The following is a 24,208-nucleotide window of genomic DNA, read 5'->3' on the forward strand; positions in this document are numbered from 1 at the left end:
CCGCGGCGGGCGGGTCACCCGGCGGGAACGTAGTCGGCCGGCATGGTGGACGTGGTGCTGAACTCGGCGGAACGGTAGCCCTCCCGCTGCGCCGTCACCGTCACGGTCACGCGGTTTCCCTTGTGGCTGCCGCGAACCCACATGCTCGGACCGACCGTGTACCCCGCCTCTCCCTCCTGCGTGATCGTCTCGCCGCTGTCGATGTCGACCCAGGCCCAGGTGTAGGTGACGTCCGGGTCCTGCTCGATGCCGCAGTGGGCCAGCCAGCCCGCGTGCTCCACGCCCGGGCGCAGGGTGATCGAGCAGGACGGCCGCTGCACCGACGGCTGAGGCACCGTGGCGGTGGCGTCGGAGAGCACCACCGCCTTGGTGTACCCCGACCGGGCGGCGGTGAGCCTGACCTGGACGGACTTGCCCACGTCGTCGAGCGCGACGGTGTAGGTGCACGACCCGAGGTTGTCCCGCTCCTCGCCGCCGATGCTCCACAGGCACTTGGTGGCGGCCGGCTGCGGGGTCCAGCCGGTCGCCTCCGCGCTGATCTTCTGGCCTACCTGGATCTGCGCCGGGATCGTCACGGCGCCCGGCTGGAACCGAGCCGGGGCCGCGTCCTGCTCACTGGTGGGCGTGGCACCCTGCTCGCCGACGGGCGTGGCGACAGGAGAGCTCTCGGGTGTCGCCGACGGTTTCGGCTTCTTCGCGGTCGGGCTGGGCTCACCGGACGGGCCGGCCGACGTCGACACCTCGACCTGGGGCGTGGCGACCACAGGCGTGTCGTCGGAAGCCAGGAAGTGCACGACCGCCGCCGCGACGCCGCCGCCGGCCAGCACCAGACCTGCCGCGACCAGACCGGTCAGGACTCTGCGACGTACCCGGTCCGACGACCGGGGTGCCTCCGGGCGGCCCGGCGTGGTCGTGGCAGCGGACGACGTCTCGGTACGCAGCACCGTGTCCTCGTCGGGCAGTCCGGGGCCTGTCGGCCCGGTGCCGGCGGGCTCGGCGGACGGCGGGTCGGCGAGCGACGCGAGCACCCCCGACGTCGTCGGACGCCCGGCGGGATCCTTGGCCAGGCAGGCGCCGACCAGGTGATGCAGGCCGGGCGGCAGGGCGTCGAGGTGGGGCGTCTCGTGCACGATCCGGTAGGTGACCGTCGCGAGGCTGCCCGTTCCGAACGGCGGGGTCCCGGCCGCCGCGAGGTGGGTGACGGCGCCGAGCGACCACACGTCGGTGGCGGCGGTGACAGCTTCGCCCCGGGCCTGCTCGGGCGACATGAACTGTGGAGTCCCCGGCTGCATGCCCGTGGTGGTCAACGACGTGGCGTCCGACTCGAAGACGATGCCCATGTCGATCAGCACCGGCCCGTCGGGACCGAGCAGCACGTTGGCGGGCTTGACGTCGCGGTGGACGAGCCCTTCGCGATGGATCGCGTCGAGGGCCTCGGCAAGACCGGTGACGAGCTCGCGGACGGCCTCCTCGGGCAGGCTCCCCACCTCGGCGATGGCCTGCGCCAGGGTGGGCCCTGGCACGTACTCGGTGGCCAGCCAGGGCCTGGGCGCGTCGACGTCGAAGTCCACGACGGCCGCCGTGCGGCGGCTGCGCACCTTCGTCGCGGCCGACACCTCGCGGCGGAAGCGGGCCCGGAACTCGCTCTCGTCGGTGCGTTCCGGGTGGATGACCTTGATCGCGAGCAGACGGCCGCTCCGGGTGGCTCCGAGATACACCACGCCCATGCCGCCCTGACCCAGCCGGCCGCGGATCTCGTAGCCGCCCAGCTCTGACGGGTCGTCGGCGGTGGGCGGCGTGGGCTCAGTTGTGCGGACGCGGCGCGTCACGTCGGACAGCACGGGGGACTCCCTCGGGTCGGGTGTGCTCGCTCGGGAACGCCGGCAGGTCGCCTCGCTCGCCGCACGGCGCAAGGAGCGTATCGGAACTGGTCCCGGTGCTCGGCCCGTACCCTGCGCTGCACCCTTTGTCAGCCGCCGCTGACGCTCAGCGGCTGCACCCTTCGTCAGCCGCCGCTGACGCTCAGCTCTGCCTCGCGCAGCTTGGCCTCGAACTCCTCCGAGAGGTCCCGGGAGTCGAGCCAGCCGTACGGCAGGTGCGGCGTCTTGGGTGAACCGGCACGACCGCGCGGGCCCTCGGCGTCGTCCCCCGGGTAGGGGGCGTCCAGGTCGAGGGCGTCGAGCCGCTCCCGCAGCTCCGCCAGGGTGTCGACGAGTGCCAGCTCGTGCCGCTTCTCGCCACCGACCGCGTAGCCCTTGAGGTACCAGGCCATGTGCTTGCGCAGGTCGCGCATGCCCTTGCCCTCGTCGCCGTCGAAGTAGTCGATCATGAGCCGGCCGTGCCGGTAGATCGTGTCGGCGACCTCGCGCAGGCCTGGGCGGACCCGCAGGTCGGAGCCGTTGAACGCGGCCGCGAGGTCGGCGAACAGCCAGGGGCGGCCCTGACAGCCCCTGCCGACGACGCCGCCGTCGGCCCCGGTCTGCTCGACCATGCGCAGCGCGTCCTCAGCGGACCAGATGTCGCCGTTGCCGAGCACCGGCACGGTGCGCACAGCCTCCTTGAGGCGCGCGATGGCGTCCCACTCGGCCTGCCCGGAGTAGTGCTGTGCGGCGGTGCGGGCGTGCAGGGCGACGGCGGCGACGCCCAGCGACTCCGCGGTCCGGCCGGCCTCCAGGTAGGTCAGGTGGTCGTCGTCGATGCCCTTGCGCATCTTGATCGTGACGGGCACGCCGTACGGCGCCGCCGCGTCGACCGCCGCCTTCACGATGTCCGTGAACAGCTGCTTCTTCCAGGGCAGCGCGGCCCCGCCACCCTTGCGGGTCACCTTGGGCACCGGACAGCCGAAGTTCAGGTCGATGTGGTCGGCGCGGTCCTCGCCGGCGATGATCTTCACCGCGGCGCCCACGGTGGCCGGGTCCACGCCGTACACCTGGACGGAGCGCGGTGTCTCGTCCTCGCCGAACGTCACGATCCGCAGCGCCTCGACGTTGCGCTCCACGAGCGCCCGGCTGGTGACCATCTCGGCGACGTACAGGCCCGGGTCGAACCCTGTCGACCGCCCTGCCTCACGGCACAGCGTCCGGAACGCGGTGTTGGTCACCCCGGCCATGGGTGCGAGCACGACCGGTGTGTTCACCGTGAGCGGCCCGATCTGGAGGGGCTTGAGCACAGGGGCGCCCGACGTCGGGCGGGCTGTCGCGGGCGTCGGGAGGGTGGTGTCGAGGGCGGAGGTCACCGCCCCATTGTGTCGCACGCCGCCAGGCTCCCGCAGCGACCCGGACCACACCGGTGGACAGGGCCCGCAGGCACGCCGCGCCGGCTCTAGATACCGGCGGCGATGAGCCTGTTCAGTGCGACATCGATCGCGGAGACCTGCTCGCTCTCCTTGCTCAGTCCAGGTGCGACGAGCAGGACCGAGCTGTAGACGCCGTCGACGCACGCCTGGCCGCTGATCGCCTGCGGTGCCTCGCCGTCCGGAAGCAGGTTGACGAGCCTGTCGGTCCCAGGCTCTCTGCCGGAGATCTCCGACATCACGGAGAACATGTCGCAGGCCGCGGCGGGGTCGACCGCACCCGACTCGATGAGCTCGATGCCCTCGTCGATCCGCGCCAGGTTCTCCTCGCGGAGTCCCGGAGCCTGCTTGATCTCGTCGAGGACTGCCGGCAGCGCCACCGCCCACTCGACGGCGGGTGCCTGAATGACCTGGACCTTCACGTCGCCGTCCTGCCACTGGCAGGCAGGCACCGCGCCGACGGTGGTCTCCTGGTGCTCGGTCATCGGACCGCCGGCCAGGTCCGCGACCGTCTCGGCATCCAGGGCGTCGCACGGCCCGTCGTCACCAGGCGTCGTCGCGGTCGCTCCGGAGGCCGACGCCGTGGGGCTTGCAGCGTCCCCGGTGTCCGGCGGTGCGGTACAGCCGACGAGGAGGGGGAACAGGGCGAGGGCGACGGCGGACGACACGACCGTGGGGATACGCACTGGCGAATCCAACCACAGGGCAGGCAACCGTCATTGAGTACGGGTCGCCCGCCGTCGGGAGGTCGCCGAGCTGACCATGTACCTGCTGCCACACGGGGCCCTCATCTGGCAGCAAGTACATGGTCAGCTCGGTCGACGCCGGCCGGGCGCCGGCCGGCACCTGACCCGCCGCATCTTTTGCCGACCGGATACACCCGTGTATCTAATGGCGTTGCCGGGGCATCGAGGGGCGCGAGGCCACTGGACACGTGGACCGGAAACATCCGACCGCCATGGGGGTCTCCCGATGCAGGCCGACGACCGCACGCAGAAACGCACGGCGAAGCTCAGTGTCGGCACGCTCACGGCGATGGTGGTCGGGTCGATGGTGGGCGCGGGAGTGTTCTCGCTCCCGAGCCGGTTCGCCGGCGAGACCGGGGTGCTCGGCGCGCTCATCTCCTGGCTGGTGGCGGGCACCGGCATGCTGATGCTGGCCTTCGTGTTCCAGCGGCTCGCGATGCGCAAGCCCGACCTCGACTCAGGTGTCTACGCCTACGCGAAGGCTGGGTTCGGTGAGTATCTCGGCTTCTTCTCGGCGTTCGGCTACTGGGCGAGCGCGTGCGTCGGCAACGTCACCTACTGGATCCTCATCATGTCGACGGTCGGTGCGGTGCTGCCCGTTCTGGGGGAGGGCGACACGCTCGTCTCGTTCGCCGCGTCGACGGCGTGCGTGTGGCTGTTCTACCTGCTCGTCCGCCGTGGTGTGAAGGAGGCGGCGACGATCAACCGCATCGTCACCGTCGCCAAGGTGCTGCCGATCATCGCGTTCGTGCTGATCGCGATCTTCCTGCTGGACGTGCAGGTGCTGATGGACAACTTCGAGGGCTACGGGAGCACCGGCCCGCTTTTCGAGCAGGTCCGGGGCACCATGCTCGCCACGGTCTTCGTCTTTCTCGGCGTCGAGGGGGCGAGCGTCTACTCGCGCCACGCACGGCGCAGGGAGGACGTCGGCAGGGCCACCGTCCTCGGGTTCCTGATGGTGCTCGCGATCTTCGCCTCGGTCACCATCGTGTCCTACGGCATCCTGCCGATGGAGGAGCTCGCCGAGCTGCGCCAGCCGTCGATGGCGGGCGTGCTCGAGGCGGCCGTGGGCGGCTGGGGAGCCGCGTTCGTGAGCGTCGGTCTCATCGTCTCGGTGCTCGGTGCGTACCTCGCCTGGACCCTCATGTCCTCCGAGGTGCTGTACGTCGCCGCCAAGGACGGCGACATGCCGCGCTTCCTCGCCCGGTCGGACGCGAACGACGTGCCACGGTCCGCGCTCCTGCTGACGACGATCCTGATCCAGGTGATGCTCCTCGTCACGCTGGTGTCCGACGACGCGTTCACGTTCGCGCTGGACCTGACGAGCGCGCTCTCGCTCATCCCGTTCCTGCTCGCCGCCGGGTACGCGCTCAAGCTGGCCGCGGGCCGCGGCGGACCGGCGCACGGCAGCCCGACGGTGCGCGACCTCGTCATCGCGGTGGCCGCCGTGCTCTACACCGCGTTCCTGCTGTTCGCCGCCGGGCTGACGTTCGTGCTGCTGTCGTTCGTGATCTATGCCCCGGCGACGATCCTCTTCGCCATGACCCGTCGCGAGCAGGGCAGGCGGGTGTTCAGCAGGGGCGAGCTGGTGATCTTCGTCGTGTCCGTGATCGGCGGGCTGGCCGGCGTCGTCGCGCTCGCCACGGGCGCGATCTCCATCTGACCCGGCCGCGACGCCCTGCGGCCGGTACCCACCGGGAGGAAGGCACACCATGACCATCCAGAGCGGCGACACACCACTACCCTCGGCGGCCTACGGAGTGCACTCCGAGGTGGGACGCCTCCGCAAGGTGCTCGTCTGCCGGCCGGGGCTCGCCCACCGGCGGCTCACCCCCACGACCTCGGACGACCTGCTCTTCGACGACGTGCTCTGGGTGGACAAGGCGATCGAGCACCACGCAGGGTTCGTCGCCGACCTGCGGTCGCGCGGCGTCGACGTCGTCGAGCTGCACGACGTGCTCGCCGAGACGGTGCAGGTGCCGGGGGCACGGGACTGGTTGCTGGACCGCAAGATCGTGCCGGGGATCGTGGGGTCGGGCCTGATCGACCCGACCAGGGAGTTCCTCGAGGGACTGGTGCCCGCACAGCTCGCGGAGTACCTGATCGGCGGGCTGGCCACCCACGACGTGCCGGACCTGCCTGCGGCGTACCGGTCGCTGGCCGAGTACACGGCCGACTCGCGCGAGTACCTCATGGCCCCGGTACCCAACACCCTGTTCACGCGCGACACGACCTGCTGGCTGTACGGCGGGGTGACGCTCAACCCGCTGTACTGGCCGGCGCGACACGACGAGACGCTGCTGATGAAGGCCGTCTACGAGTTCCACCCCGACTTCGTCGGCTCGACGGTCTGGTGGGGCGACCCGGAGACCGACCACCAGCGGGCGACGCTCGAGGGCGGCGACGTGATGCCCGTCGGCAACGGCACGGTGCTGGTGGGCATGAGCGAGCGCACGTCACGGCAGGCGATCACGCAGGTCGCCGAGGCGCTGTTCGAGCGAGGCGCCGCCGAGCAGGTGATCGTCGCCGGCATGCCCAAGCTGCGCGCTGCCATGCACCTGGACACGGTCATGACGTTCGCCGACGTCGACACGGTCACCGTCTACCCGCGCATCGTGGGGGCCATCCACCCGTTCGTGCTGCGGCCGGGCTCGGGCGGCGGTCTCTCCGTCATCGACGAGGGCAGCGCGACGTTCCTTGAGGTCGTGGCAAGGGAGACCGGCCTCGGCGCGCTGCAGGTCATCGAGACCGGCGGCGACGTCTACGAGTCGGAGCGCCAGCAGTGGGACAGCGGCAACAACGCCGTGGCGGTCGAGCCGGGCGTGGTGTTCACCTACGACCGCAACACGACCACCAACGACCTGCTGCGCAAGGCGGGCATCGAGGTGATCGAGATCAACGGCGCGGAGCTCGGCCGCGGCCGGGGCGGCGGCCACTGCATGACGTGCCCGATCATCCGCGACCCGGCCTGAGTGGTGGGCGCGCCGGAACGCGCGCCCACCACGGGTTGTCAGCCGCGGAGCCAGACCGTCGTGTCCGACGGGACGGCGACGGCGTCCGACGACGTGTCGAGGTCGCCGGAGGCCACCAGCACCTGTGCGTCGGCAGGCAGCACGAGCGGCTCGGCGCCCAGGTTGGCGAGCACGACGACGCCGGCCACGCGGAAGGCGACGACGTCGGGGGAGTCGGCAAGGGCGTCCACCCACGAGAGCGTGCTCCCGCCGACCTTCTCGGCCCGGCGCAGCTCGAGCGCCGTCCGGTACATCTCGTACGTCGAGCCCTCGACGCCGTACTGCCGGTCGGCCGCCAGGTCGGCGTAGACGTCCGGCTGCGGCAGCCAGGTCTTGCCGGTGGAGCCGAACCCGTTGCCCGGCGCACCGCCGACCCACGGCAGCGGCACCCGGCAGCCGTCGCGGCCGGGCTCTGCGCCGTCGGTCCGGAAGAACGACGGGTCCTGGCGCACCTCTGCGGGCAGCGCGGTGTGGTCCGGCAGGCCCAGCTCCTCGCCCTGGTACAGGTACGCGGAACCCGGCAGGCCGAGCATCAGCAGCGTCGCGGCCCGGGCACGGCGCAGGCCGAGCTCGGCGTCGGGCTGCGGGTCGGTCGCCGCGATGCCGTTGAGCTGGCGGCCCCCGATCTCGGCCAGGCCGAAGCGCGAGACGTGCCGTACGACGTCGTGGTTGGACAGCACCCAGGTGGTCGGGGCGTCGACGGCGTCCATCGTGCTGTACGAGACGTCGACGACGGTGCGCAGCCGCGCGGCGTCCCACGGGGCCGTGAGGAACGAGAAGTTGAACGCCTGGTGCATCTCGTCGGGACGCACGTAGCGGGCCAGGCGGCTCAGCGGCTCCACCCAGGCCTCGGCCACCAGGCAGCGGTCGCCCGGGTACTCCTCGAGGACCCGGTGCCAGGAGCGGTAGATCTCGTGCACGCCGTCCTGGTCGAACATCGGGCCGTTGTGCCCGGCGCCCGTGGAGCCGTCCTCGGGCGCGCCCGGGTCGGTGGCAGGCACGTCGCCCTCCGCGACGGTGCCCTCGACCATCGACACCTGGCCCTCCCAGTCGGGCAGGCCGGCCGCCTTGATCATGCCGTGCGCGACGTCGACGCGGAACCCGTCGACACCCCGGTCGAGCCAGAACCGCAGCACCGCCTCGAACTCCTCGCGGACCTCCGGGTTCTCCCAGTTCAGGTCCGGCTGCGAGGTGTCGAACAGGTGCAGGTACCACTGGGGTCCGACGGGGCCGTCATCCTCGCGCGGCTCCAGCCGGGTCCATGCGGCACCGCCGAAGATGGACTGCCAGTTGTTCGGCGGCTCGTCGCCGGCCGGGCCGCGCCCGTCGCGGAACATGTACCGCTCGCGGGCGGCCGACCCGGGGGCCGCCGCCAGCGCCTCCTGGAACCAGACGTGCTGGTCGGAGGAGTGGTTGGGCACGAGGTCGACGATGACCTTGAGGCCGCGCCCGTGGGCGCCGTCGAGCATCTCGTCGAAGTCCGCGAGGGTGCCGAACAGCGGGTCGATGTCGCGGTAGTCGGCGACGTCGTAGCCCGCGTCCTTCTGGGGGGAACGGTAGAACGGGCTCAGCCAGACGGCGTCGACCCCCAGCTGCTTCAGGTGGTCCAGCTTGGAGGTGACGCCCGGCAGGTCGCCGATCCCGTCGCCGTCACCGTCCGCGAACGAGCGCGGATAGACCTGGTAGATCACAGCGTCGCGCCACCACTCGCTGTTTCCGGCGGGGGTGTGGACGACGGCTCCGGCGCTGAGGTCATCGGTGGTGGGCGGGGCAGTACGTGTCACGTGTCGCGTCCTCGTGTGTCGGGGGGCAGGTCGGTTGTAACGCTTGCTGCAAGCGTACGGGAGAGAACTAGCTCCGCGGAGCAGCCGGGGCAGCGCCGGTGGAGCCGCGCACCACGAGCTCGGGCGTGAACAGCAGCTCCGAGCGGGGCGCTCGCTCGCCGTGGATCTCGGTGAGCAGGGCGCTGACGGCGGCGTGCGCCATGTCGGCGACCGGCTGGCGCACCGTGGTCAGCGGCGGGTCGGTGAACGCGACCAGGGGGGAGTCGTCGTACCCCACGACGCTCACGTCGTCCGGCACGGACAGGCCGCGCGAGTGTGCGGCGCGCACCGCGCCGAGCGCCATCAGGTCGGAGCCGCAGACGACGGCGGTGTGGCCGGAGTCGAACAGCTCGCCCGCCGCCGCCTGGCCCCCCTCGAGCGTGTAGAGGGTCAGTGCAACGTGCTCCCGTGCCTCCTGCTCGGTGGCCGCGAGGCCGTGCCGCACGAGCTGTGCCCCGAACGCCTCGATCTTGCGCTTGGCCGGCACGAACCGGTCGGGACCGATCGCCATGCCGATGCGGCGGTGCCCGAGGGTCACCAGGTGGCGGACGGAGAGCTCGACGCTCGCGGCGTCGTCGGGGGAGACGAACGGGGCGTCGATGCCTGCCGCGTAGCCGTTGATCAGCACGATAGGCAGCCCGCGCCCGCGTAGCCGCTGGTAGCGCTCGGTCGACGCCCGCGTGTCGGCGTGCTTGCCCGAGACGAACACGATGCCGTCCACCGCGTGGTCGATGAGGGTCTCGACGTACTCGTCCTCGGTGGTGCCGCCCGGTGACTGGGTGCACAGCAGCGGCGTGTAGCCGCGCGAGGCAAGCTGCGACTCGATGGCCTGCGCGAACGCGGGGAACACCGGGTTGGACAGCTCGGGCACCACCAGGCCGATGAGGCCTGCGGGCCGGGCGCGCAGCGCGGACGGGCGCTCGTAGCCGAGCACGTCCAGGGCCGCGAGCACGGCCTGGCGGGTCTCGCCGGCGACGCCGGGCTTTCCGTTCAGTACGCGCGACACGGTCGCGGTAGAGACCCCTGCCTGCTCGGCGAGGTCGGTCAGTCGGGTGCGCACGACTGGCAGCCTAAGTGACATGTCATGTCCTCGTCCCCGGTGATGGGCGGGTGTCGGCGCCCCGCTGTCGCCGCCGGTGCCCACGACCGGCTGCAAGCGATGCTGAAACTTTATCGCAACGGCTTGCAAGATTGCCGGACCCGGCCTTACGGTTCGTGGCATCGAACCAAGGCCCGCCTCGGGCCGCGAACACCGGGAGTGACGATGCGACGGAGCATCCTGACCGCCGCTGCGCTGACCGCGACGCTGGCGCTGGCCGCCTGCTCGGGCGGCGCGGAGGAACCAGCCGGCGAGGAGTCGTCGGCACCGCCGGACGGGACGGGGTCCACCCTCACCGTCTGGGTGGACGAGACCCGCCAGGCCGCCGTCGAGGACGCAGCGGCCGGCTTCGAGGAGTCGACGGGCGCCGAGGTCGAGGTGGTCCTGAAGAACTTCGAGGACATCCGCCCCGACTTCCTGGCCCAGGTGCCTACCGGCAAGGGCCCGGACATCACCGTGGGCGCGCACGACTGGCTGGGGGAGCTCACGACCAACGGCGTGGTGGCCCCGATCGAGCTCGGCGACACGGCCGCGGCGTTCGAGCCGGTGTCCGTCGCGGCGTTCACGCAGGACGACCAGGTCTACGGCCTGCCCTACGCGGTGGAGAACATCGCGCTCATCCGGAACACCGAGCTCGCCCCCGAGGCTCCCGCCACGTGGGACGACGCCATCGCGGCCGGCAAGGACGCCGACACCAAGTACCCGCTGCTGATCCAGACCTCCACCGAGGGCGACCCCTACACGTTCTACCCGCTGCAGATGTCGTTCGGCGCCCCGGTCTTCGAGCAGAACGAGGACGGCTCCTACCAGCCGGAGCTCGCGCTCGGCGGCGAGGGCGGCACGGAGTTCGCGGAGTGGCTGGCCGAGCAGGGCGAGGCCGGCACGCTGAGCACCGATGTCACCTACGACATCGCGGTGGCGGCCTTCGCCAAGGGGGAGTCGCCGTTCATCGTGGGCGGCCCGTGGATGCTGGAGCAGTTTGCGGACCTCGACCTGTCGATCGACCCGATCCCGAGCGCCGGCGGCGAGCCCGCCCTCCCGTTCGTGGGGGTCGCCGGCTTCTACGTGAGCGCGCAGAGCGAGAACGCGCTGCTCGCCAACGACTTCCTGGTCAACCACATGGCCACCGCCGAGGCGCAGCTCGCGCTGTACGAGGCGGGTGACCGGCCGCCGGCCCTGATCGAGGCCGCCGACACCGCCTCGGAGGACCCGATCACCGCGGGCTTCCGCGAGATCGGCGCTGAGGCGGTGCCGATGCCGTCGCTGCCCGAGATGGGCGCCGTGTGGGCGTACTGGGGCGTGACCGAGGCCGCGATCGTCTCCGGCAAGTCCGACCCGGTCAAGGCCTGGGACAAGATGGTCGCCGACATCCAGGGCGAGATCGGTTGATGATGCAGCCTGTGACCCGGGGCTCCGGTCGGACCGGCTGGAGCCCCGGGTTTCTCGTCAAGCTCGTCCTGATCGCGCTGGTCGACGCCCTCGGCGTGTACGCCGTCCTCGCCGCGTGGGGCGCCGAGTCGTGGGGCCTCCTCGCCGCGATGGTGGCGCTGCTGCTCGCGGCGAACTGGGCCTACTTCAGCAAGCGCGCCCTTCCGCTGAAGTACATCTTGCCGGGGCTCGCGTTCCTGCTCGTCTACCAGGTGTACGTGGTCGCCTACACGGGCTACGTCGCGTTCACCAACTACGGTGACGGGCACAACTCCACCAAGGAGCAGGCCGTCGAGGCCCTCCTGGTGCAGAACGAGCGCCGGGTGGAGGGCTCGCCGTCGTCCCCCCTCACCGTGGTGGCGGCTGGTGAGACCCTCGGCTTCGCGATCGTCTCGCCCGAGGGCGGTGTGCGGGCGGGCACGGCCGACGAGCCGCTCACCGCCGTCGACGGCGCCGCGGTGGACGCCGGTCAGGTCACTGCCCTCCCCGGGTACGAGGTGCTGGAGTACGCCGAGGTCCTTGAGCGGCAGCAGGAGGTCACCGACCTGCGCGTGCCCGTGTCGGAGGACCCGAACGACGGCTCGATCCGCACCCAGGACGCCCGCACCGGGTACGTCTTCACGTCCACGCTGACGTACGACGCCGCGTCGGACACCATGACCGACACGACCACGGGCGTGACGTACACGCCGAACGACGACGGCCAGTTCGAGGCCGCCGACGGCACGACCCTGCCGGTGGGCTGGCGCGTGCTCGTCGGCCTGGACAACTTCGTCACCGCGTTCGGCGACGACCGGTACGCGGGCCCGTTCGCCAAGATCCTCCTGTGGACGTTCGCGTTCGCGGTGATCTCGGTGGCCTCGACGTTCCTGCTCGGCCTGTTCCTGGCGATCGCGTTCAACGACGCGCGCCTGCGGGGGCGGCGCTTCTACCGGACGCTGGTGATCCTGCCGTACGCGATCCCGGGTTTCCTCGCGGCCCTGCTGTGGTCGGGGATGCTCAACCGGTCGTACGGGTTCGTCAACGAGGTGCTGCTCGGCGGAGCCGAGGTCCCGTGGCTCACGGACCCGGTGCTCGCCAAGCTGGCGGTGCTCGGCGTGAACCTGTGGCTCGGTTTCCCGTACATGTTCCTCATCTGCACCGGCGCGCTGCAGTCCCTGCCGGGTGACGTGCTGGAGGCCGCGAGGATCGACGGCGCGGGCCGGTGGCGCACCTGGCGGTCCATCACCCTGCCGCTGCTGCTGGTCGCGACGGCGCCGCTGCTCATCTCCAGCTTCGCCTTCAACTTCAACAACTTCACGCTGATCTACATGCTCACCGGGGGCGGGCCACGGTTCGACGACGCCTCGGTGCCGCTGGGGCACACCGACATCCTCATCTCGATGGTCTACTCGGTCTCCGGGCTCGACGGGACGGCGGCCAAGGACTACGGCCTGGCCAGCGCCCTGTCGATCGTCATCTTCGTGGTGGTCGCGACCATCTCCGCCCTCGCGTTCCGGCGCACCCGCTCGCTCGAGGAGATCGCCTGATGAGCACGACGACCGCCCCCGCGACCCGCCGCGTCGCCCTGCCCCGCCGCACCTCCCCGGCGCGCTGGTTCTCCGACCTCGGCTGGCGCCACCTCGTCGGGGTGCTCGCCGTGGCCTACGCGGGCTTCCCGCTCGTGTACGTCGTGTCGGCCTCGCTGGCCGAGGGCGGCACGCTCACCGGCTCCAACGACCTGTTCGCCTCGGTGTCGAGCGCCAACTACGTGGCGCTCGGCGGCACGAAGTTCTGGACCTGGATGGGCAACACCCTCGTGGTGGCGGTCGCCACCGGGGCAGGGACAGTGCTCATGGGCGCCGCCGCGGCCTACGCCTTCTCCCGGTTCCGGTTCAGCGGACGCCGGGTGGGGCTCACCGCCCTGCTGATCATCCAGATGTTCCCGCAGATGCTCGCGTTCGTGGCGATCTTCCTGCTGCTCATCTCGCTCGGCGACGTCGTACCGGTGCTCGGGCTCGACTCCAAGCTGTCGCTGATCTGCGTGTACCTCGGTGGCGCGCTCGGCGTGAACACGTTCCTCATGTACGGGTTCTTCAACACGGTGCCGCGCGAGATCGACGAGGCCGCGAAGATCGACGGCGCCTCGCACGCGCAGATCTACTGGACCATCGTGCTGCGCCTGACCGCGCCGATCCTCGCCGTGGTGGGGCTGCTCAGCTTCATCGCGACGTTCGGCGAGTTCATCATCGCGCGCGTGCTGCTGCAGTCGGAGGAGAGCTGGACGCTCGCCGTCGGGCTCTACGGCTGGGTGTCGTCGCTGCAGGACGCGAACTGGGGCCTGTTCACCGCGGGCGCCGTCGTCTCGGCGCTGCCGGTGCTCGCGCTGTTCCTGTTCCTGCAGAAGTACATAGTGGGCGGCCTGACGGCGGGGTCGGTCAAGGGCTGACCAGCCGGCTGCTCCGACGGCGGTGCCGAACCGCAAGTTACGAGTCCTTCGCGACCCCTGCCGGTGCCGAACCGCAAGTTACGAGTCACCAGTGGGGCCGAGCCGCAACAGGCAGGTCCATTGGGGGCTCGGCAGACTCGCAACCTTCGGTTGGAGTGATCGGCTGACACGCAAGTTGCGGTTCGTCGCTGCAGGTCGGTTGATGAGACGTCTTGGTTGCGGTTCGACACCGCCAGTAGGCCGTCACGGCGGCCAACGTGTCGAGCCGCGAGTTGCGCGCCCGCCGTGGCTGGCGTCGCCGTCGGGCCGCAGACGCCGAACCGCATGTTACGAGTCCGTCGCGGCCAACGTCGGCGTCGAACCGCATGTTACGAGTCCATCGCGGCCGACATCGGTGCCGAACCGCAAGTTACGAGTCGCCAATGGAGCCGAACCGCGACGGGAACGTTCATCGGACCCTGAGTGGACGCGTAACTTTCGGGTCGGCGACCATGCGGACGTTGAACCTGCGGTTCGGCGCGCGGAACCGCGATCCGTCCCACCGCCCGAGCCCCCCGACCTTGCCAGAGCCCCCGACCCGGCCCGGCCCAGCACGACCTTCCGGACATCACACCGAGGAGCCCGGCGTGACCAGACGGCGGTGCAGCGCCTGCGCCGACAGGTCCGTGAGCGACGCGACCTGGTCGACGACGACGCGCAGGCGGCCGGCGTCGTCGGCCGCTGCCCGCCAGTCCGCGGCGAACGGCGTCTCCAGCTCGTCGGGGGCACGGTCGGCGAGCACGCCGACCAGCTCGGCCAGGATCTCCCGCTCCCGCAGGTAGCGGGGCTCCTGGCCGCGCGGCGCCATGACGTAGGCGACGGCGATGCCCTTGAGCGCGAGGATCTCGTGCTCGGTCTCGGCGGGCACCACGAGCCGGGCGGCGTAGCGGGTGAGGTCGCCCTCGCCGAACTCGGCTCGCGTCGCGCTGATCGCCGAGCCGATGAACCGGCCGATGAGCTGGCTCGTCATGTCCTTGAGCGAGGCGAGGGACCTGCGTGAGCCGTCGAAGGCCCGGACCAGGTGCCCGACGCCGCGCAGGTAGTCCTGCAGCCGCCCGATGGCCGCGTCGATGGCGTCCTCGGTGTACCACTCGCCGTACCAGGCGCGCACGTACGCGGCTACCCGCGCCCGCTCCTCGGCGTCCGCCATGAGGTCCAGGTCGATACGGCCGGCCACCACGCCGTCCTCGACGTCGTGCACCGAGTAGCTGATGTCGTCGGCGAGGTCCATGACCTGGGCCTCGAGGCACTTCACGCCGTCCGGCGCGTCCTGGCGGAGCCACGTGAAGACGGGGAGGTCGTCGGCGTAGACGCCGAACTTGCGGCTCGCCGTGCCGTCCGGTCGTGCGGGGCCGGCCCCGTAGGCCCAGGGGTACTTGACGCTCGCGTCGAGGCTCGCGCGGGTGAGGTTGAGGCCGGCGGGGGTGTCGTCGTCGGCGAGGACCTTCGGCTCGAGCCGGGTCAGCAGGCGCAGGGTCTGCGCGTTGCCCTCGAAGCCGCCGATCGGCTCGGCGATCTCGGCGAGCGCCGTCTCGCCGTTGTGCCCGAAGGGCGGGTGCCCGAGGTCGTGGGTGAGGCATGCGGTGTCGACCACGTCGGGGTCGCAGCCCAGGGAGCGGCCCATGCCGCGACCCACCTGCGCGACCTCGAGGGAGTGGGTCAGCCGGGTGCGCACGAAGTCGTCGTGCCCCGCGCCGAGCACCTGGGTCTTGGCGCCGAGGCGCCGCAGCGCGGAGGAGTGCACCACGCGGCCCCTGTCGCGTTCGAAGGGGGTACGGGCCTCGGACTTGGGCGGTTCGGACACCCAGCGCTCGACGTCCTGCGCGCTGTACGACGGCGGGATGCTCTTCCCGAGGGCTTGCTCCACGCCACCACTCTAGCCACGCGGGTCGACATCCCCGGAATCCGGCCCCGCTGCCGCTCGTCTGCCGGCCGTCGGACGTGGTCGGCGGAGGCAGGTGCTCGGCCACTGCCTCCGCCGCGGCGGTCCTACTTGTTGTTGCTGTACCAGCTCAGGCCACCGGGAAGGTTGATCGAGTGCTTCTTGGTCCGGGAGTTCCAGGTCCAGGGACCGATCTTGAAGCTCATGGACGACAAACCCTTCTGGGTGATGTTGAACTTGAGCGGGCCGAGCGACAGCCTCTTGCGATACCGGATTCCCATGTTCCTGACTTTCCTCCTCGGGTCGGGGCAAAGCGTACCGAACTGCACGAGCCCGGCAAACCGCTCCCCGCCCGGAAGCTGACCGCAGCAGTCGTCCCGACACGGTCAACGGGGCGGTCCGGTCAGTCGCGGTCCGCTACCCAGGCGTCGCTCGCCTGCTGGACGGCCTCCGGCGTCACCGAGTCGGCGACCGTGACGAAGTACCAGCGGTGGCCGAAGGGGCAGCGGACGGCGGCCTGCCGGAACCCCTCGAACCAGTCGGCCGGCTCGGCCAGGCTGGTCGCGCCGGCGCCCAGCGCGCGAGCGTAGGCGGCGTCGGTGTCCTCGACCGGGATCGTGAAGCTCGCGTGCGTGGGCGCGCCGGGCTCCGGGGCGACCGAGTCCGGCGGGAACGCACCGGCGACGGTGAACGTCGACTCGCCCGCGGTGGACCGCAGGACCAGGTCGGAGTGGATCACCGCGTCGCCGGCGGTGACGACGGAGAGCGTCTCCGCGCCGAGCGCAGCCTCGTAGAAGGCGATGGCCGCGCGGGCGTCGCGCACGGAGATGTTCGGGTGCAGGGCTGAGTTCTTCATGTCGTCGATGCTCGCGCAGCCCGGTTGTGCCAGTCTTGGAGATATGCGACAGGTGTTCGACGCCGACAATGCGGTCACGCAGGCGCTCGAGTCCGGGCCCACGCTCGGCATCGTGAACCCCGCGCGGGCGCGCGACGGGTTCACCCTCGCGCGCGTCCAGCCCGCGCCGGACCTCGCCGACGTCGTGGACTGGCACTGGGTGATCACCTGGGACCTGCCGCCGGGCGGCACGTTCACGCAGACCGTGGTGCCGCACCCCGTCGGCCAGGTCGTGGCGGAGCACACGGGTTTCCTCGCCTACGCGATGCCCGCCGGGCCGTCCGACGAGCGCACGCTCGCCGGGTCCGGCGCGGTGGTCGGCACCAAGCTGCGCCCGGGCGGGTACCGGGTCCTGCTCGGGCTCACGCACCCGGGAGAGCGCGGCGCCGTCGGCCCGGCGGACCTTCTCGGGCTGGCTGCGGGGAGCGCCGGCGCCGAGGCGCTGGCCCAGGCGGCGGCCGGCCGTCCCGTCGCCGCCGTCCGGACCGTCACCCCGCTGCTCCGGGCCGCCGCGGAGCGGGCCAGGACACCGCGCTCCACGGCCGCGCTGGCCGGCCTCCGCGAAGCGTTCGCGACGATCGCCGACGCAGTACCCGGCACCACGGTCGCGGCGCTCGCCGCCCGGCTCGGCACGACGCCGCGCTCGCTGCAGCGACTGTTCGCCGACTGGGTGGGCGTGAGCCCCAAATGGGTGCTGCAGCGGCACCGGGTGCACCTCGCCGCCGAGATGCTGGGCCGCGACCCGGGGCTGGACCTGGCGGGGCTCGCGGCCGCCGTCGGCTACTACGACCAGGCGCACTTCACGGGGGACTTCGTGCGGGCGGTGGGTGTCGCGCCGGGCGAGCACGCCCGGCGCTGCGGGGTGTGGACGGCGGCGTCGCAGCCCGGCACGCGAGCATAGACTTCCAGGCGTGGCCGGGCTGATCAGACGTGAGGATGTGGACCAGGTCCGCGAACGCGCGCGGATCGACGAGATCGTCTCGGCGCACGTGACCCTCAAGCCTGCCGGAGTGGGTGCGCTGGTGGGTCTGTGCCCCTTCCACGACGAGCGCAGCCCCAGCTTCAACGTGCGCCCGAGCGTCGGCCGCTACCACTGCTTCGGCTGCGGCGAGGGCGGCGACGTCATCGAGTTCATCATGAAGATGGACGGCCTGAGCTTCACCGAGGCCGTCGAGTACCTCGCGGGCAAGACGGGCGTGCAGCTGCGCTACGAGGAGGGCGGCAACGCCCGTCCCCGCGAGGAGCCCGGCAAGCGGCAGCGCCTGCTGGAGGCCAACCGGGTGGCCGCCGAGTTCTACGCGGAGCAGCTCATGGGCCCAGGGGCCGCCGCGGCGCGGACGTTCCTCGCCGAGCGCAGCTTCGACCGGTCCGACGCCGAGCACTTCGGCGTCGGCTTCGCGCCCAAGGGCTGGGACGCGCTGCAGCGCCACCTCCAGGGCCGGGGCTTCACCCAGCCGGAGCTCGTCGCCAGCGGGCTGATGTCGCAGGGCCAGCGCGGCATCTACGACCGGTTCCGCGGCCGGGTCATCTGGCCCATCCGGGACGTGACGGGGGCCGTGATCGGCTTCGGTGCGCGCCGCCTGTTCGAGGACGACCAGGGCCCCAAGTACCTCAACACCCCCGAGACCAGCCTCTACAAGAAGTCGCACGTGCTGTACGGGATCGACCTCGCCAAGCGGGAGATCGCCAAGGGCAAGCGCGTGGTGGTGGTCGAGGGGTACACGGACGTCATGGCCGCGCACCTGTCCGGTGTCACGACGGCGGTGGCCACGTGCGGCACGGCCTTCGGCGGCGACCACGCCAAGGTGGTGCGCCGCCTGCTCGGCGACACGACCGCCGGTGGTGGCCTGCAGCTGACGTCCGGCGGGACCGTGGGCGGCGAGATCATCTTCACGTTCGACGGCGACGCGGCCGGGCAGAAGGCAGCCGAGCGTGCCTACGGTGAGGATCAGCGGTTCTTCGCGCAGACCTACGTGGCTGTCGCCGACGGCGGCATGGATCCGTGCGACCTGCGCATGGCCAACGGCCCTGAGGCCGTGCGCGCGCTGGTCGACGGCCGCAAGCCGCTGTTCGCCTTCGTCATCCAGGCCAAGATCAGACAGTTCGACCTGAACACCGTGGAGGGCCGGGTCTCCGCCGTGCGGGCCGCGGCACCGGAGATCGTGGGGATCCGGGACCGCAGCCAGCGCGACGGCTACATGCGCGAGGTCGCCGGATGGATCGGCACGGAGATCGACGAGGTGCGGCGGGAGGTCGGCCGTGCGGCGTCGACACCGTCGCTGCGTCGCGCGCCCGACCGGGCCGGCGGCGATCGGCAGTCCGGCGCCGCGGCGTCGTCCGCCGGGAGCGGGCCTGCGGCGGACGGCTCGCAGCCGGGTGCCGTTCCGCAGGTGTCCGCGCCCGACCTGCGCGACCCTGTGGCGCGTGCCGAGTGGCTCGCGCTCGTCGCGGTGCTCCAGTACCCGCAGCACGTACCGGTGTCGTTCGACGACCTGGGCGAGGAGGCGTTCGTCGTGCCCGCGTGGCAGGCCGTGCACACCGCGATCCGGGCTGCCGGGGGTGTGACGGCCGGACGCGAGATCTCCACGGCGCTGTGGGTCGCCGCCGTGCTGGAACAGGCGCCAGAGGCGGTGGCGGGCCTGGTCACGCAGCTGGCGGTGGCGGACCTCCCGGAGGACCGGGAGTCCGCGATCGGTGCGGTGGTCGAGGGCGTGGTGCGGAACGTCGTCGACCACGTCCTGGGCCGCCGGGTAGCCGACGCAAAGAGCCGCTTGCGCCGGCTGGACCCGGACACCGAGGCCTACCAGACGGCGTTCGCCGACCTCCTGACGATCGAGGCCCGACGCCGCACCCTCCGGGAGAGCACGAACGACTAGCTCGGGGCCGGGTGGTCGCGGGCGAGCAGCTCGCCGTCGGCGGACCCCGCCGCCATCAGACCGGATGCCGCGGCCCACAGCACCGACGCCAGCGGCATCGGAGTCGCCGACGTGTGGGCCATGTCGCCCGCCGCGAACACCCCTGGCACGCTCGTGCGGCCCATCGGGTCGACCTCGACGGCGCCCGACTCCTGCATCCTCAGGCCGAGCTGCGCCGCGAACGGGGCGCGCTGGGCGAACTCGGACGCCACGAAGATGCCGCCCACCTCGTCGGAGGGGCCCTCGGCGAAGGACACGGTGGCACCGGCGGCGCTGCGGTTCAGCTCCTTGACGGGTTCCGGCCGGACGGCGACGCCCGCGGCGTCGAGCTGCGCGCGGAGGCCCGGTTCCAGCTCTGCGCCGTCGGTCAGGACGGTGAGGCGGCTCGCGATGCGCTCCAGCAGGAACGCGACCCGGGCCACGTGCGGCCCGTTGCCGAGCACCGCGACGTGCTCGCCGCTCAGCTCGTGCCCGTGGCAGTACGGACAGACGGCGGCGACCGTGCCGAACAGCGGCGCGAGGCCGGGGATCGCGGGGAGCGTGTCCCGGAGCCCCGTCGCGAGCAGCACCGTGCGGGTGGCGAGCGACTCGGGACCGTCGGCGCCCTCGGCGCTCGGCTCGGCACCCAGCTCGACCCGGAACCCGTCGCCGTCCGGCACGACGGCGGTCGCGGCCGCCTCGCGAACCGTCACCGTCGCGTAGGCGGCCAGCTCGGCGCGGGCGACGGCGCGGAACTCGGCCGGCGGCGTGCCGTCCCGCGTCACGAAGTTGTGCAGGTGCTCGGCGGGCGCGTTGCGGTACTCGCCGGAGTCGAGCAGCAGGACGCGCCGGTGCATGCGGCCGAGCGTGAGCGCGGCCTGCAGCCCGGCGGGGCCACCGCCGATCACCACGGCGTCGTAAGGGCTGGTCGAGGGGTCTGGTGCGGACATCGCTGGGCTCCGATTCCTGAGGCGTCGTGCGGTACCGCCCCAGCCTCCGACTTCAGGTCAACATGAAGTCAAGCCCGGGCCCCGACCGTGTCGCTCGGGTGGTCGCGGGGGAGCAGCAGCGCGGTCACGGTCAGCAGGGCGGCGCACGCGGTGACGCACCAGAACACCAGGTGCATGGCCTGGGCCAGGCCCGGCCCCTCGGGGGTGCCGTTCGGGCCCACCGTGGTCACGGCGTTCACCGCCGCGCCGAGCGCGGCCACGCCGACGGCCTGTCCGATCGACCGGGCGAACATGTTGGTGGCGGTCACCGCCCCGCGCTCACCCCACCCCACGCTGTGCTGCGCGGCCAGCAGCGTCGGCACGGAGACCATGCCCATGCCCAGGCCGATCACGAACACCGCCGCGGAGACGTGCCAGAACTGGGAGCCGGTGCCGAGACCGAGCGTGAGGAGCGATCCGGCCACGACGGTCCCGGCCCCGATGGCGCCGGTCCAGCGAAAGCCGATCGACAGGTACACCCGGCCCGACAGGGTGGACGCCAGCGGCCAGCCGACCATGAGGGAGGCCAGCGCGAACCCGGCCACGAGCGGTCCGGTGCCGAGCACACCCTGCGCGTAGATCGGCACGTAGGTGGTCAGGCCCAGCGTGATGACGCCGATCATCAGGGACGCGGCCGTGGACGCCCCGACCACCCGGCGGCGCAGGAGCCCCAGGTCGAAGATCGGGTGCGCGCTCCTGCGGGCCGACACCGTGAACGCCGCGAGAAGCACCGCCGAGGCGACGAAGATCCCGATCGACTGCCACGACGACCAGCCCCAGGCCGTGCCGCCCTCCAGCAGGCCCAGCACCAGGGCCGTGCTGCCTGCGGTCAGCAGGGCCGCGCCGAGGTAGTCGACCGGCTCCCGCTCGCCCTCGCGCTCCTTCTCGTGGAACCGGCGCCAGAGGACCACGGCGGCCACGGCGGCGATCGGCACGTTGACCCAGAAGATCCAGCGCCAGCTCACGAACTGGCTGAACACGCCACCCAGGGTCGGGCCGAGCACGGAGGAGGCCGCCCACACGCTCGCGAGGTACCCCTGGATCTTGGCGCGCTCGGCGAGGGTGTAGATGTCGCCGGCGATGGTCATCGACATCGGCATGATCGCGCCTGCGCCCAGGCCCTGCAGCACGCGGAACCAGATGAGCGCCGGCATGCTCCAGGCGACGGCGCACAGCACCGAGCCGAGCAGGAACAGCCCGATCCCCACCATCATCACGCGCTTGCGCCCGAACACGTCGGCCAGGCGCCCGTACAGGGGGACCGTCACCGCCTGCGCCAGCGTGTACGCGGAGAACAGCCACGGGACCTGCTCGAACGCGCCGAGCTCCCGCGCGACGGTGGTCGACGCCGTGGCGAGGATCGTGACGTCGAGGGCGACGAGCGCCGTGGAGAGCATCAGCGCGCCGAGGATCGGGCCGCGGTCGCCGCGCAGGCCGAGCCGTGCGTCGACGGCGGCGTCGGCGGGCTGCGCGGTCATGTCAGGATCCTTCGGGTGTGCTGCACGACACTTACAAAGTTGCCCGGGGCAGCGCCTATTCCCGGCGCCCGGTCGCAGCGCAGGGTCCCGGGGCTAGACCCGGCGATTGCCCGGCCAGCCTTCCGGGACGGGGCCACGGCCGCCGTCTGGCACCGAGTCGGCGAGGCGGCAGAGCGTGCCGGAGAACGCGTCGACGTCGGCGTCGTCGCCCCCGATGGCGTCCCGCAGCGTCCGGTCGAACGCGATCGCCGCGGACTTGAGCCTGCGATACAGCACCTCTCCCGCTTCCGTCACCTCGATGCGCTGCACCCGGCGATTCGACTCCTCCCGGGTGCGCAGGACCAGCCCCCGGTCCTCCATGCCGCGCAGGTGGTGCGTCAGGGTCGCCTCCCGGATGCCGACGGCGCCGGCGAGCTCGCGCTGGGTGGCCGGCGTGCCCTGGTGCAGGGCGAGCAGGATGTGCCAGACCTGCCAGCTCCCGCCCTCCTCCGTCAGCAGCGCGTCGAACGAGCGCATCACCCGCTGCACCGAGTGCCACAACGTGACCGCCACCGGCACGGGACCGTGCTGGCCCGCATCGCCTCCCGGCCCCGCTCCAGGGTCGCTGCCGGCTGGTTCGCCGCTGGGCCGCTCGCGTGGTCGCATGAGCGCAGACTAATTCGAACCTCGCCGAAATGCATTGACGCCTAATCCTTAGATCCCTAACGTTGTCGGTGCAAGGTTCGCGCACCCCACGAGGAGACCTGAGATGGCCATGCAGGACAGCACCGGTACCGCCAGCCTCACCCGCACCACCACCCAGCTCTCACCCGAGGTGCTCGACGACGCCCTGGCCCCGCTCGCGGCCGCGCTCGGCGACCGCCTGCTCACACCCTCCGCCGCAGCGTTCGCCGAGACGGCAGTCGTGTTCATGGGCGGCCCGGAGCGCACTCCGGCCGCGGTCGCGCGAGTACGGGACACCGCCGAGGTGGCCGCGGTGCTCGCCGTCGCGCGCGAGACAGGGCTGCCGCTCGCGGTCCGCAGCGGCGGGCACAGCTACGTCCGGCACGGTCTGGCCGACGGCGGGCTCGTCCTGGACCTGCGCCTCATGGACGGCGTCGAGATCGACGCGGCCGCCGGCGTCGGGCACGCGCAGGGCGGTGTCCTCGCCGGCGCCTATGTGACGGCCGCGGGCGAGCACGGTCTGGCCACCGGATTCGGCGACACCGGGAGCGTCGGCATCGCGGGCCTCGCGCTCGGCGGCGGCATCGGCTACCTCAGCCGGCTCGACGGCCTCACCCTCGACAGCCTGCTGGGCGCCGAGGTGGTCCTCGCGGACGGGACGGTGGTGGAGACCAACCCTGACGAGCACCCCGACCTCTACTGGGCGCTGCGGGGCGGCGGCGGGAACTTCGGCGTCGTGACCCGGCTCGACCTGCGGCTGCGCGAGCTGCCGGTGGTCACGGGCGGCATGCTCGCGTGGGCAGCCGAACCGGGCACCCTCACCACGATCCTCACGGCGCTCGCCGAGGCGCCCGCCGAGCTGTCGGCCATGGTCAACGTGATGGTCGCGCCGCCGATGCCGATGATCCCGGCCGAGCTGCACGGCAAGCCGCTCGTCATGGCGCTGGTGTGCTTCGCGGGCCCGGCGTCCGACGCGGAGGCATCGCTCGCCCGCCTGCGTGCGCCCGGCGCGGTGCACGACAGCGTGGGCGAGATCGCGTACCCCGAGATGTTCGCGGGTGTCGGCGGGCCTGCCGGCGGAGCCACGGCCGCCGCCCGGACCGGGTTCCTCGGCGACGGTGTCTGGGCGCCCTCCGAGGAGTGGTCCGCTGCCGCGATCGAGGCGGTGTCCGGCGCGACGCACGGACTGGCCGTGGTGAACCTGCGTCCGATGGGCGGCGCGATTGCCGGCACCGGGGCTTCCGCGACGGCTTTCGCGCACAGGGACGCCGCGTGGATGGTCACCGTGCAGGGGCTGGTGCCGGACCCCGACGCCGTGCCGGCGCTCCGCGAGTGGGTGGAGTCGGCGGCCGGCGAGCTCGGCGTCGGTGGCAGGGGCTACGTGAACTTCATGGGCGACACCACGCCGCAGGACGTGCGCGATGCCTACCCCGAGGCGACGCTCGCCCGGCTGCGCGAGGTGAAGCGGGCGTACGACCCGCAGAACCTTTTCGCGTCGAACCACAACGTGGCGCCGTGACGGGTTAATCGTTACGGGCGAT

The 24,208-nt window shown here is 72.0% G+C and carries 19 protein-coding genes; 8 read left to right on the top strand and 11 right to left on the bottom strand.

What is annotated here, in order from left to right; translation table 11 throughout:
* Positions 1–14 precede the first annotated feature (14 nt).
* The 3 genes from APR04_RS01340 to APR04_RS01350 all read right to left on the bottom strand — a co-directional run bounded on the left by APR04_RS01340 (position 15) and on the right by APR04_RS01350 (position 3,978).
* Positions 15–1,841, bottom strand: a complete 1,827-nt coding sequence (locus tag APR04_RS01340) for a serine/threonine-protein kinase (protein WP_253867354.1) — start codon at positions 1,839–1,841, stop codon at positions 15–17.
* 164 nt (positions 1,842–2,005) lie between these two features.
* Positions 2,006–3,235 (bottom strand): tRNA dihydrouridine synthase DusB, encoded by a 1,230-nt coding sequence (gene dusB / locus APR04_RS01345; protein ID WP_372496048.1) that lies wholly within the window; start codon positions 3,233–3,235, stop codon positions 2,006–2,008.
* Positions 3,236–3,321: 86 nt separating this feature from the next.
* Positions 3,322–3,978 (bottom strand): DUF3558 domain-containing protein, encoded by a 657-nt coding sequence (locus APR04_RS01350; protein WP_253867355.1) that lies wholly within the window; start codon positions 3,976–3,978, stop codon positions 3,322–3,324.
* A gap of 286 nt (positions 3,979–4,264) precedes the next feature.
* Here APR04_RS01350 and APR04_RS01355 point away from each other — a divergent pair, with 286 nt between their 5' ends.
* Positions 4,265–5,701 carry a basic amino acid/polyamine antiporter gene (locus APR04_RS01355; RefSeq protein ID WP_253867356.1) on the top strand — a complete coding sequence of 479 codons (1,437 nt, stop codon included), beginning with the start codon at positions 4,265–4,267 and terminating at the stop codon, positions 5,699–5,701.
* Positions 5,702–5,750: 49 nt separating this feature from the next.
* Positions 5,751–7,010, top strand: a complete 1,260-nt coding sequence (locus APR04_RS01360) for an arginine deiminase (RefSeq protein ID WP_253867357.1) — start codon at positions 5,751–5,753, stop codon at positions 7,008–7,010.
* Positions 7,011–7,048: 38 nt separating this feature from the next.
* Here the strand turns inward: APR04_RS01360 and APR04_RS01365 are convergent, their stop codons facing one another.
* A complete protein-coding gene (locus APR04_RS01365) occupies positions 7,049–8,833 on the bottom strand; it encodes a glycoside hydrolase family 13 protein (protein ID WP_253867358.1) in 1,785 nt (594 codons plus the stop codon).
* A gap of 67 nt (positions 8,834–8,900) precedes the next feature.
* Positions 8,901–9,953 (bottom strand): LacI family DNA-binding transcriptional regulator, encoded by a 1,053-nt coding sequence (locus APR04_RS01370; RefSeq protein ID WP_253867359.1) that lies wholly within the window; start codon positions 9,951–9,953, stop codon positions 8,901–8,903.
* A gap of 183 nt (positions 9,954–10,136) precedes the next feature.
* Between APR04_RS01370 and APR04_RS01375 the strand changes: the two genes are divergently transcribed.
* Genes APR04_RS01375 through APR04_RS01385 form a run of 3 tightly spaced genes read left to right on the top strand, consistent with a single transcriptional unit; the run spans position 10,137 to position 13,827 of the window.
* On the top strand, positions 10,137–11,360 hold the full coding sequence (locus tag APR04_RS01375; protein ID WP_253867360.1) for a sugar ABC transporter substrate-binding protein: 1,224 nt from the start codon (positions 10,137–10,139) through the stop codon (positions 11,358–11,360).
* Positions 11,360–12,928 carry an ABC transporter permease subunit gene (locus APR04_RS01380; RefSeq protein WP_372496050.1) on the top strand — a complete coding sequence of 523 codons (1,569 nt, stop codon included), beginning with the start codon at positions 11,360–11,362 and terminating at the stop codon, positions 12,926–12,928. Before APR04_RS01375 ends, APR04_RS01380 begins: the two co-directional genes overlap by 1 nt.
* Positions 12,928–13,827 carry a sugar ABC transporter permease gene (locus tag APR04_RS01385; RefSeq protein ID WP_253867361.1) on the top strand — a complete coding sequence of 300 codons (900 nt, stop codon included), beginning with the start codon at positions 12,928–12,930 and terminating at the stop codon, positions 13,825–13,827. The genes APR04_RS01380 and APR04_RS01385 overlap by 1 nt, the downstream gene beginning before the upstream one ends.
* A 607-nt stretch (positions 13,828–14,434) precedes the next feature.
* On the opposite strand, the gene APR04_RS01390 is transcribed toward APR04_RS01385, so the two are convergent.
* The 3 genes from APR04_RS01390 to APR04_RS01400 all read right to left on the bottom strand — a co-directional run bounded on the left by APR04_RS01390 (position 14,435) and on the right by APR04_RS01400 (position 16,604).
* Entirely contained in the window at positions 14,435–15,733 is a 1,299-nt protein-coding gene (locus APR04_RS01390) for a deoxyguanosinetriphosphate triphosphohydrolase (RefSeq protein WP_253867362.1), read from the bottom strand.
* Positions 15,734–15,855: 122 nt separating this feature from the next.
* Positions 15,856–16,029: a DUF4236 domain-containing protein gene (locus APR04_RS01395; protein WP_171104560.1), complete on the bottom strand. Its 174-nt coding sequence runs from the start codon at positions 16,027–16,029 to the stop codon at positions 15,856–15,858.
* 122 nt (positions 16,030–16,151) lie between these two features.
* Positions 16,152–16,604, bottom strand: coding sequence for a VOC family protein (locus APR04_RS01400; protein WP_253867363.1), 453 nt, complete (start codon positions 16,602–16,604; stop codon positions 16,152–16,154).
* Positions 16,605–16,647: 43 nt separating this feature from the next.
* Here APR04_RS01400 and APR04_RS01405 point away from each other — a divergent pair, with 43 nt between their 5' ends.
* Together APR04_RS01405 and dnaG are read left to right on the top strand one after the other, a co-directional pair.
* Positions 16,648–17,544, top strand: a complete 897-nt coding sequence (locus APR04_RS01405) for a helix-turn-helix domain-containing protein (protein ID WP_253867364.1) — start codon at positions 16,648–16,650, stop codon at positions 17,542–17,544.
* A 10-nt stretch (positions 17,545–17,554) separates the two neighbouring features.
* Positions 17,555–19,519, top strand: coding sequence for a DNA primase (gene dnaG / locus APR04_RS01410; protein ID WP_253867365.1), 1,965 nt, complete (start codon positions 17,555–17,557; stop codon positions 19,517–19,519).
* Here dnaG and APR04_RS01415 read toward each other — a convergent pair.
* The 3 genes from APR04_RS01415 to APR04_RS01425 all read right to left on the bottom strand — a co-directional run bounded on the left by APR04_RS01415 (position 19,516) and on the right by APR04_RS01425 (position 22,649).
* On the bottom strand, positions 19,516–20,487 hold the full coding sequence (locus APR04_RS01415) for an NAD(P)/FAD-dependent oxidoreductase (RefSeq protein WP_253867366.1): 972 nt from the start codon (positions 20,485–20,487) through the stop codon (positions 19,516–19,518). The two genes, dnaG and APR04_RS01415, sit on opposite strands and share 4 nt — an antisense overlap.
* 68 nt (positions 20,488–20,555) lie before the next feature.
* Positions 20,556–22,004 (bottom strand): MDR family MFS transporter, encoded by a 1,449-nt coding sequence (locus APR04_RS01420; RefSeq protein ID WP_253867367.1) that lies wholly within the window; start codon positions 22,002–22,004, stop codon positions 20,556–20,558.
* Between the two features lie 93 nt (positions 22,005–22,097).
* On the bottom strand, positions 22,098–22,649 hold the full coding sequence (locus tag APR04_RS01425) for a MarR family winged helix-turn-helix transcriptional regulator (protein ID WP_253867368.1): 552 nt from the start codon (positions 22,647–22,649) through the stop codon (positions 22,098–22,100).
* A gap of 103 nt (positions 22,650–22,752) precedes the next feature.
* Here APR04_RS01425 and APR04_RS01430 point away from each other — a divergent pair, with 103 nt between their 5' ends.
* A complete protein-coding gene (locus APR04_RS01430) occupies positions 22,753–24,186 on the top strand; it encodes an FAD-binding oxidoreductase (RefSeq protein ID WP_253867369.1) in 1,434 nt (477 codons plus the stop codon).
* The last annotated feature ends 22 nt before the right edge of the window (positions 24,187–24,208 follow it).

The sequence above is a fragment of the Promicromonospora umidemergens genome (assembly GCF_024171995.1).
Taxonomy (GTDB): domain Bacteria; phylum Actinomycetota; class Actinomycetes; order Actinomycetales; family Cellulomonadaceae; genus Promicromonospora; species Promicromonospora umidemergens.

Bases quoted from the DNA above. Each gene is read 5' to 3' on its own strand.
- APR04_RS01355 (WP_253867356.1), top strand. From the start codon at position 4,265: ATGCAGGCCGACGACCGCACGCAGAAACGCACGGCGAAGCTCAGTGTC.
- APR04_RS01360 (WP_253867357.1), top strand. From the start codon at position 5,751: ATGACCATCCAGAGCGGCGACACACCACTACCCTCGGCGGCCTACGGA.
- APR04_RS01370 (WP_253867359.1), bottom strand. From the start codon at position 9,953: ATGTCACTTAGGCTGCCAGTCGTGCGCACCCGACTGACCGACCTCGCC.
- APR04_RS01375 (WP_253867360.1), top strand. From the start codon at position 10,137: ATGCGACGGAGCATCCTGACCGCCGCTGCGCTGACCGCGACGCTGGCG.
- APR04_RS01380 (WP_372496050.1), top strand. From the start codon at position 11,360: ATGATGCAGCCTGTGACCCGGGGCTCCGGTCGGACCGGCTGGAGCCCC.
- APR04_RS01385 (WP_253867361.1), top strand. From the start codon at position 12,928: ATGAGCACGACGACCGCCCCCGCGACCCGCCGCGTCGCCCTGCCCCGC.
- APR04_RS01395 (WP_171104560.1), bottom strand. From the start codon at position 16,029: ATGGGAATCCGGTATCGCAAGAGGCTGTCGCTCGGCCCGCTCAAGTTC.
- APR04_RS01400 (WP_253867363.1), bottom strand. From the start codon at position 16,604: ATGAAGAACTCAGCCCTGCACCCGAACATCTCCGTGCGCGACGCCCGC.
- APR04_RS01405 (WP_253867364.1), top strand. From the start codon at position 16,648: ATGCGACAGGTGTTCGACGCCGACAATGCGGTCACGCAGGCGCTCGAG.
- APR04_RS01415 (WP_253867366.1), bottom strand. From the start codon at position 20,487: ATGTCCGCACCAGACCCCTCGACCAGCCCTTACGACGCCGTGGTGATC.
- APR04_RS01420 (WP_253867367.1), bottom strand. From the start codon at position 22,004: ATGACCGCGCAGCCCGCCGACGCCGCCGTCGACGCACGGCTCGGCCTG.
- APR04_RS01425 (WP_253867368.1), bottom strand. From the start codon at position 22,649: ATGCGACCACGCGAGCGGCCCAGCGGCGAACCAGCCGGCAGCGACCCT.
- APR04_RS01430 (WP_253867369.1), top strand. From the start codon at position 22,753: ATGGCCATGCAGGACAGCACCGGTACCGCCAGCCTCACCCGCACCACC.